Source organism: Streptomyces coryli (assembly GCF_011044975.1).
Classification (GTDB): domain Bacteria; phylum Actinomycetota; class Actinomycetes; order Streptomycetales; family Streptomycetaceae; genus Streptomyces; species Streptomyces coryli.
Map to the genome: position 1 here is coordinate 1 of NZ_JAAKZV010000293.1, position 9,005 is coordinate 9,005.

General features: G+C 74.7%; 6 protein-coding genes and 1 pseudogene. 3 read left to right on the plus strand and 4 right to left on the minus strand.

The genetic code is table 11. From position 1 onward, the window contains the following. The 3 genes from G5C51_RS36680 to G5C51_RS36690 form a co-directional block, all read right to left on the minus strand. The coding region (locus tag G5C51_RS36680; RefSeq protein WP_165244323.1) for a ribonucleotide-diphosphate reductase subunit beta at window positions 1–758 on the minus strand (758 nt) is incomplete at its 3' end. Between the two features lie 11 nt (window positions 759–769). After that, window positions 770–2,482 (minus strand): AMP-binding protein, encoded by a 1,713-nt coding sequence (locus G5C51_RS36685; RefSeq protein WP_165244325.1) that lies wholly within the window; start codon window positions 2,480–2,482, stop codon window positions 770–772. Window positions 2,483–2,611: 129 nt separating this feature from the next. Further along, the gene (locus G5C51_RS36690) at window positions 2,612–4,045 is read right to left on the minus strand and encodes a DHA2 family efflux MFS transporter permease subunit (RefSeq protein ID WP_165244327.1); all 1,434 of its coding nucleotides are present in this window, start codon (window positions 4,043–4,045) and stop codon (window positions 2,612–2,614) included. A 113-nt stretch (window positions 4,046–4,158) separates the two neighbouring features. Between G5C51_RS36690 and G5C51_RS36695 the strand changes: the two genes are divergently transcribed. The 3 genes from G5C51_RS36695 to G5C51_RS36705 all read left to right on the plus strand — a co-directional run bounded on the left by G5C51_RS36695 (window position 4,159) and on the right by G5C51_RS36705 (window position 7,510). Beyond that, window positions 4,159–5,124: a beta-ketoacyl-ACP synthase 3 gene (locus tag G5C51_RS36695; protein WP_338118438.1), complete on the plus strand. Its 966-nt coding sequence runs from the start codon at window positions 4,159–4,161 to the stop codon at window positions 5,122–5,124. Window positions 5,125–5,230: 106 nt separating this feature from the next. Next, window positions 5,231–5,494 (plus strand): Tim17/Tim22/Tim23/Pmp24 domain-containing protein, encoded by a 264-nt coding sequence (locus tag G5C51_RS36700; RefSeq protein ID WP_165244329.1) that lies wholly within the window; start codon window positions 5,231–5,233, stop codon window positions 5,492–5,494. A gap of 18 nt (window positions 5,495–5,512) precedes the next feature. Continuing rightward, entirely contained in the window at window positions 5,513–7,510 is a 1,998-nt protein-coding gene (locus G5C51_RS36705) for a hypothetical protein (RefSeq protein WP_165244331.1), read from the plus strand. Window positions 7,511–7,525: 15 nt separating this feature from the next. Here the strand turns inward: G5C51_RS36705 and G5C51_RS36710 are convergent. Next, a pseudogene (locus G5C51_RS36710) lies at window positions 7,526–9,005 on the minus strand (hypothetical protein); the annotation flags it as partial.

The following is a 9,005-nucleotide window of genomic DNA, read 5'->3' on the forward strand; positions in this document are numbered from 1 at the left end:
GGGTTGTGGCGGGCCGGGCCGATGAGGACCCGGGCGGCCGGGGCGATGGCCTCGAAGTGGGCGTCGGTGACGACCGGTTCCCAGCCGCGGGCGACGCCGTCGCGGGCGGCGCGCAGGCCGAAGGAGACGTGCCGGGACTCGTCCCGGGTGACGTTGGTCAGCCCCTCCTCCAGCGCGGCCAGGCGCAGCCGCTTGGCGAGGAAGCGGGTGGTGCGCAGCGCGGTGGCGGCGAGCACGCCCTCGGTGATCAGGTGGTAGTAGATCAGCGCCCGGTACCAGGACTCGCGGTCGCCATGGTCGGCGCGCACGGCGTCGGTGACGCGGGTGAGCTCGGGCGCGAAGACGTGGGCGTAGTCGGCGGCGGCCGTCGACTCCGGCTCGGCGTCGCAGACGTCGCTCAGATAGGTCTGGAAGAACCGCACGTGCCGCGCCTCATCGGCGAGTTGCGTGCACAGGAAGATCCGGTCGTCCTCGGTGGGCGGGGCGTCGATGAGCGAGCCGAGCGTGTGGGTGACGGCGACCTCGCCGACCTCGAGCTCGGCCAGGGCGCCGAGGAGCTGCTCCCGCGAGTACGGGGTCAGCTCGGCCCACCGCTGCCGGTCGCGGGCGGGGTCGACTTTGGCGACGGCCCACTGCTGGCGTTCCCAGCGGCGGTAGAGGTCGGCGGATCCTGCCAGCCGTCCGTGCTGTTCGGCGGCGGTCTCCGGCTCGGTCTCGGTCACGTCGAGGACGAGCCCGGCGGCGGTGCTGGTGGTCATGGATGATCCCGTCAGGTAGCGATGGTGGCGGCCGGGGCGGCGTGCTCGTCCCGGCCGAAGGTCACGTGGACGACCTCGCCGGGCAGTTCGCCCGCGCTCGCCTGCCGCCACAGCAGGCGGCGCCGCGGCTTGCCGCTGGAGGTCCGCGGGACGGTGCCGCGCCGGGCGGTGACGAAGGTGACGCGGGCGGCGTCGCCGAGCGCGGAGCGCAGCAGGGTGACGGCGGGGTCGAGCCACTCGCCCGCGGCCGCCTCGACGACGACCACGGCGCGCCCGCGCCCCTCGTCCGTACCGAGCGCGACGGCGCAGCGCCCCGGCGGCACGCCGGGCAGCCCGCCGAGCGCCGCCTCGAGGTCCTCGGCGTGCACGGCGCGGCCGCGCACCTTGAGGCTGTCCCCGATCCGCCCGACGACGAACAGCTCGCCGTCCAGCAGGAATCCGGCGTCGCCGGTGCGCAGCCCGTCGGCGGTGAACCGCCCGGACGCGTCGGCAGCGGCGCCCTCGTATCCCGCCGCCACCGACGCGCCGCCGACCCGTATCTCCCCGAAGTGCCCCTCGGGCAGCGGCCGCCCGTCGTCGGCCACGATGTCGATACGGGTCCCGGGCACCGGCCGTCCGCAGGAGCTGAGCCAGCGCTCGGGCTCCTCAGGCCGGTCCCGGCCGAGCAGGCCACTCCCCGTGACAGTGACCTGCGCGCCCGGGGTGAGCGGGCCGCCGGTGCGGACGATGCGGGCGCCGACGCCCGGGGCCACGCCGGAGACGGCGAGCGTCGCTTCTGCCATGCCGTAGCAGGGTGCGAAGGCGCTCGGCCGCATGCCGTGCGGGGCCAGGCGGGTGGCGAAGTCGGCGGCTACGCGGGCATCGACACGCTCCGCACCGCTCATCGCCACCCGCCAGTTCGAGAAGTCCGCGCCGGCCAGGTCGTCGTCCCGGACCCGGGAGGCGGCGTAGCCGTAGCCGAAGTTGGGCGCGGTGGTGATCGTCGCGCCGTAACGGCCGTGGCAGTCCAGCCACTTGGCCGGGGTGCGGATGAAGTCGACCGGCGCCATCAGCCACAGGTCGATGCCGGCCACGGCCGACCCCAGGAACGTCCCGATCAGCCCCATGTCGTGGTAGAGCGGCAGCCAGGACGAGCAGGAGTCGGCGTCGGTCACGCCGAGCCACGCCAGGATGGCGCGGACGTTGGCGTCGAGGTTCGCCGGTGTGACGCGCACCCCCTTCGGGGTGCCGCTGGACCCTGAGGTGAACTGCAGCAGCGCGAGCTCCGCGGCGCCGCGGCCGGTGGCCTGCCCGGGCCCGAGGAGGCCTTCGTCGGGCCCGGGCAGGACCAGGGGTGCGGCCAGATCCGCGCGGGCGGCGGCCTGCCCGGCGGATCCGGCCGCGAGCGGGTCGGCGACGACGGCCGCCGGGCGCGCCGCACGCAGAATCGCGGCGGCGTGCTCGGCATACGCTCCCCGGCCGGCGAAGGTCAGCGGGGAAGCGATGGGTGCCGGCGTCAGACCCGCGTACATGGCGCCGAGGAAGGCGGGCACGAACACCCGCGGCTCCTCGACCTGCAGCGCCACCACGCCGCCGCCCGGCACCTCGGACCGCAGATATGCCGCGGTGGCGAGGGCCTGGCCGGCGAGCTCCGCATAGCTGCGGAACTCCCAGCCGTCGGGCCGGCAGAAGTGGATGCCGCGGTCTGCCGCGGGGTCGTCCATCCAGTCCAGGACGCTGGTCATTCGGGTCACCTCGTGTGGTCGGTGTTCGCTGGCTTTACGCGGGGACGGTGCGCGCCCCTCGCGGCAATCCGGGGAATTCCGGCCCGGCGGCCCCGGCGGCCCCGGCGCCCCGACCGCCCGGCCGGACGCTCACCGCCCGGCCTCCTCCGCGCGGCTCGGCCGCTGGGACGCGGCCATTGCGGCCATCTGCTCCTGCACCTGCCGCTGCGTCTCGGCGACCGCGGCCATGCCCTTCCGGTCGAAGAGCAACAGCGCAGGGAGTGCGCCCGCGAGCGCGAAGACGCCGGCGAGGAGGAAGGCGTCGAGGTAGGCCTGCGGCAGCGCGAGGTTGCCGGCAGCGAAGACAGCGGCCATGGCGGCGATGCCGAGGGCGCCGCCGAACTGCCGGGCGGTGGTGTTCATCCCGGTGCCGGAGGCGAACTTCAGCGGGTGCACGGAGATCGACGCGGCGGTGGTGACGCTGGTGAGCGCGGCACCGAGCACCGCGCCGCCGATCGTCCCGTACGGCAGCCAGACGGCGAGGAAGTCGGGCTCGGAGCCGAGGACGTTGAACACCCACACATTGAGGGCGAAGAAGATGATCAGGCCGACGACCACGATGGGCCGCTGCTTCTGCGGCGGCACCCGGCGGCCCACGACGACCGCGGCGACGGCCGAGGCGACCGCGCCCGGGGTGACCGCGAGGCCGGCCTCGAGGATCGAGTAGTGCCAGATGGTGGTGAGGTAGAGCGGCCCGGACAGGAACCACACGAACAGCGCGGCGCCGATGCAGAACGACGTCAGGTTGGCCATGGCGAACATCCGCGTGTGCCACAACTGCGTCTCGATGACCGGCGCTTCATGCCGCCGCGACCGCAGCAGCGCGACGCCGATGAGCGCACCCCCGCCGGCGATGCAGCCCCAGGTGGCCCCGGACATCCACCCCCAGTCCTCGCCCTTGGTCAGCCCGACCACCACCGCGCCGATGCCGACGGTGACGCATGCGGTCCCGGGCAGATCCGGCAGCTTTCTGCCGGTCGCGGGCCGGTGCGGCAGCCGGCGCGCTCCGGCGGCGAGCACGGCGAGCCCGATCGGCACGTTCAGCCAGAAGACGGCCCGCCAGTCGATCTCGCTCACCAGCAGCCCGCCGAGTGACGGCCCGGCCGCGGCGGCCAGCGAACCGGCCGCGCCCCACAGCCCGATGGCCGCGGCCCGCTTCTCCGGCGGCGTCTCGGCCAGTACGAGCCCGAGCCCGGCCGGGATCATGCCGGCCGCGCCGATGCCCTGGACGGCCCGTACGGCGATGAGGAACGGCACATTCGGCGCGAGTGCGCAGGCGAGCGAGGCGATGGTGAAGAGGGCGAGGGAGGCGAGGAAGACCTCGCGCCGCCCGATCAGGTCGGCGAACCGCCCGGCCGGGGTGAGCAGCGCGGCCAGCAGCACGCCGTAACTGGTCACCACCCAGGTCAGGTCGGGGACGGAGGCACCGGGGAAGTCGGCGGCCAGAGCGGGGAACGCGACGTTGACGACGGTGGTGTCGAGGAACGCCATGAAGGTCGCGGCCGCGGATAAGAGCAGGATCATTGTCGGTCCTTCCAACGACAAACTATTGGTATGCAAGTACATACTCAGGGTATGTAGCTGTCAATAGCCGGGCTCCGTACGAGGGTTGGGGCGCCGGCCGGCGTATTACGTCCGTGAACACGACCACCACCACGCACCCGCGACTGCTCGGCCTGGGCACGTACCGCCCCCGCCGCCGCGTCGACAACGCCGAGATCTGCCGCACCCTCGACTCCTCACCGGAGTGGATCGTCCGCCGCAGCGGCATCCGCACCCGCGCCTTCGCCACACCCGACGAGACCCTCGTCGAGATGGCGGCCACGGCGGCGGGCAAGGCCCTCGCCGACGCGGGCGTCGCGCCCGGGGATGTGGACGAGCTGCTGGTCGCGACGATGTCCGACGTCGCCGGTGCGGACCGCGACCTGCCGGCGGCCGTGGCGGCCCGGGCCGGAATCCCCGCCCGCGCGGCGGGAGTCGGCGCGGCGTGCGCGGGCTTCACCGTGGCGCTGGCGCTCGCGGCCACGTCGGTACGGGCGGGCTCCGCCCGGCACGTCCTCGTGATCGGCGCCGAGCGGATGTCGGACCTGCTGGACCCGCGCGACCGCTCGACGGCGTTCCTGTTCGCGGACGGCGCCGGTGCGGTGCTGGTCGGCGAAGGTCAGGAGCCGGGCATCGGCCCGGTGGTGTGGGGCACGGACACGGAGCTGATCGACGCGATCACCGTACGGGCCGAGCCCGGCGGCCCGCCGCGGCTGCGGATGCAGGGCTCACCGGTGTTCCGCTGGGCGGTGAAGCAACTGCCGGACGTGATACGGGCGGCGCTGGCGCGGTCAGGGCTCGCGCCGGGCGATGTGGCGGCGTTCGTGCCGCACCAGGCCAACCTCCGCATCATCGAGGCGGCGACGCAGGCGGTGGGCTTCCCGCCCGAGGTGGCCATCGCCCGGGACGTGGTGGACCAGGGAAACACCTCGGCGGCGTCGATCCCGCTGGCGCTGGACCGGCTGCGCGCCGAGGGCGCGGTGGCGAGCGGGGACGTGTGCCTGCTGGCGGGCTTCGGCTCGGGGCTGACGTATGCGGCGCTGGCGGCACGGATGCCGTAGCGCGCCGTCAACCGCCATCCGTCGTACAGACAGGTCCTGATACGCCCATTATTGTCGCGCCATAGGGAGACTTCGATGCCTCACCCACCCCGGAAGGGGGCGCGAGATGAACGAGTTGTTCCCCATCGCCGCCGGTCTCGTCCTCGGCGCGGTCCTCGCTCTCATCCGGCCGGGGCTGCGGCTGTTCGCCGGCCTCGTCGGAGCGATCCTTCTCGGGGTGCTGGCCACCGTCGTCAGCGGTGAGTACCTGATCGGCTGGGAGTTCCTGCTGATCGACGTGCCGCTGGTGGCCCTCTGCGCCGCGGCCGGGCTGGTCGCGGTGCGCGCTGCCGTACGCGGCGGCGTGCAGCCGCGGCAGCCGCGCGGCTGATCCCGGAGGCGGCCGGCCGTGCTGACCGTACCCAGCGTCTCGCTCGTCCACGAGCGCTCCTCGACGCAGCGCTTCCTGGTGGTGGGCGACACCAAATTCGCCCTGACCGCCGCCGACTTCAGCGGTCTAGGGCTGCGGCCCGACAGGGTGCGCGAGGCCGAGGACGGAACGCTGTCCCGCTACATCGAGCGCCCGCTGCGCGCGGCCCCGGCCGTGCGGCCGTCCGACGTGTTCTTCGGCTGCGGCGAGGACTTCACCTCGGTCACCGGCCGCTGGCACTACAACTGCCAGGCGCTCGCCAACCGGGTGCACCCCGACGTCCTGGTCGCGGGATGGCTCTGGCGCCCGAACCCCGACACGCCGCCGCAGCCGTTCCGCAACGAAGCACCGCACGGCATCGAGGACATCCACTACGAAGTGCGCTACGACAGCGTCTTCCTGGACCGGCTGTACGGCCCCGGCGGCCTGAGCTCCGCCCTGGACGCCGTCTCGTATCCGGGCAATCCGACCGACGAGCCTAGCCTTCCGTTCCCCGCGGGACCCCCGCTGTCGGCCGGGCGGCCCACCGCCGTGACCCTCAACTCCTGGATCCTCCCCGGCAACGCGGAGAGCATCCACGGGGAGCTGAATGCCTGGCATGTGTACAACATCGGCGGCCTGTTCTCCCGGCATTACGTGGGCCGCGGGCCCGCCCCGCAGGGCTGGGTGAACCCCTTCAGCAGCGACGAGGGCGCGTACTTCCCCTTCCACCCGTACCATCCGGACGGCCGCACCCCCCTTTCGACCGGGGACTACGTGCTGCTCCGCGGCCCGTTGTGGGAGGACCACTGGCACGGCGACCCGAAGGACGTGCTCGACCCCTGGGACACGCCGCCCACCCGGCACCACGCCTGGCTGGAGATGCACCCCATCGACTGGGTCGTGAAGATCGGCGGCCCCGGCCCCAACCTCCGCACCACCGCCAAGCGTTCCGTCATGTGCACCCCGGGCACCAACGGCGACCAGGCCGACTGGGGCGACACCATCCGCCCGGACTTCGCGCCCTCGTCGGCGACGCGGCGGATCGAGGTACGCGGGGTGGACCGCCTCGACGACACCCGCGCCGGCATGATCAACGCCGACAGCGTGCGGGCCGTGACCACCCAGGCGCACCAGGACCGCGTGGACGTGGGGGTGTCGGTGGCGCCCACCGGCAGCGCCCAGGGGCGGCACAAGGGGTGCTGGATCGTCGGGTGGCGGGAGGTGGACAGCCGCGACCGGGTCTGGGTGGGTGATCAACTCCCGGCGGGCGCACAGCCGTTCACCGACAGCGACTCCTGGCTGTGGACCGCCGACCCGCGGCCATTCCACGGGTCCGTACTGCACCGGTCGTCGCGCGTGGACGGCATGCACCAGCACTTCTTCCTGCACGCCACTGAGACCCTCCAGGTGGGCGCCGACGATGTGCTGTTCGCCTGTGTGCTGCTCGATCCCGACGCGCCGCCCGACCAGCTGATGCTGCAGTGGCACACCACGGACTGGCTGCACCGGGCGTACTGGGGCGCGGACCGGCTGCCCTGGGGCACGCCCGGCACCGCAGAGCGGCGCTCCTTCGGCGCGCTGCCCGTATCCGGCGAGTGGATACGGCTCGAAGTCCCGGCCCAGGCCGTGGGGCTGGCCGGCCGGGAGGTCAACGGCATGGCCTTCACCCTGTGGGGCGGCACGGCGTCCTGGGATTACGCGGGCGCCTGGAGCCCGGTGCCGAAGTCGGGGGTGCTGCGGGTCAGGGCGGTGCCGGCGAATGTGGTGGAGGGACGGCGTTCGGTCACCGTTCAGGCCCGGGACAGCGGCGACGACTCGCCCGTGGGGGGTCGGGTGCTGCTCGACGGCGCCGATGTGGCCGCCACCAACACGCTCTTCAGGGAGGTCTACGACCCGGACGTGTATGTGTTCACCGTCCGCTGCCCCGGCTATCCGGACGCGACCGCAGAGCTGCGCGTACGCGGCGAGCCCAAGCCCCCGCCCGAGCGGAGCTGAGCGCGGGCGGGCCGCTCAGTCGACGCCGAGCAGCGACCGCAGCGTGTCCCGCTCGGGCCCCGCCCCCACCGACGACGCCACCCATACCCCGCGCCGCCACGGCCGCAGCGCCGCCCCGTGGCCCGGGACCGCGTCCGCCACCCGCCCCCATGCGAGCAGCGCCCTGACCTCGCCCAGCCGGTCGCCGGCGTCCCGGAACAGGGCCTCCGCCTCGCGGCACCGGGCCACGGCGCCCGACGGGCTGCCCGCCGCGAGGGCGATGTCGGCCTGCGCGAGCAGCACCCGGGCGCGTACCAGACGCAGCTCCGTGCCCGCCGCCGCGAGGGCGCTGCGGCAGGACGCCGCCGCCTCCTCGTACCGGCCCCGGCCGACCTGCTCGGCCGCCAGGCCCGCGTGCGCGGCCGCCGCGCCCTGGCGGTAGCCGGTGGTCCGCGCCAGCTGCAGCGCCTTGCCGTGGCCGCGCTCCGCCGCGCCGGGGCTGCCCGCCGCGGCCTCCACGCCGGCGAGCCGGTTCAGGCAGTCGGCGGCGGCGCGTGGGTCGGCCAGGTCCCCGATGGCCGCGTGCGCCTCGGCCACCGTGCGCAACGCCGCTTCCAGCGCGCCCGTGTTGGCGAGGACGACGGCCCGGCAGGTCAGGGCGAGCGCCACGCCCTCCGGGAAGGCCGCCTCCCGGCTCAGCCGGTACGCCGGCTCGCTCCAGCGCGCCGCCTGCTCGTAACGCCCCAGGTCGGCCAGGGCGAGCGCGATGTGCGCGGGCAGCCGCACCCGCCCGAAGCGGGAGTCGGCCGCGTCGGCCAGGCCGAGCGCGCGCTTGTAGTCGCGCAGCGCGGAGCGGAGGTCGCCGCGGTCGTGGGCGCTGCGGGCCAGCCGGCCCAACGCGCCCGCCTCTCCGGCGGGATCGTCGATGGCGCGGTGCACCGCGAGCGCCCGGCGCAGGTAGCGGTCGGCGAGCGGCAGGGAGCCGACCGACCAGTGGGAGCGCCCGAGCGCGGCGAGCGCGAGCCCTTCGCCCGCCCGCCAGCCGGCGGTGCGGGCGACGGCGAGGGCCTCGCGGGCGCGGATGCGTTCTGCGGCGGTGCGGCCCTCGCGGTACTCGGCGTCGGCGGCGTTCAGCAGCATTCCGGCGTACGCCCGGCCGTTGCCGCTCCGCGCAGCCGAACGCGCCGCCGCGCGCACGGCCTTCGCCCAGTCACCATCGCCGGGCCACAGCCGCACGTACCCGAGCATGGCATCGGCCAGCCGCCAGCCGGCCGGCCCGAGCCGCTCATCGGCACTGTCACAGGCCATGGTGATGGCAGCACAGATATTGCTCCGCTCCCGCCGCAGCCAGCCGAGATCGGCGCCTCCGACTCCGCCCGTGGCGGCCGGACCCGCCGCCTCCCCCGCCAGCTGCGCGGCCGGGTCCACCGCCGTTCCGGCCGGACCCCGAGCCGTATACGTCGCCGTGTCCCCCATCAGCCGCGCGCCCCGGGCCGGCCCCGCCGCCTGTCTCTTA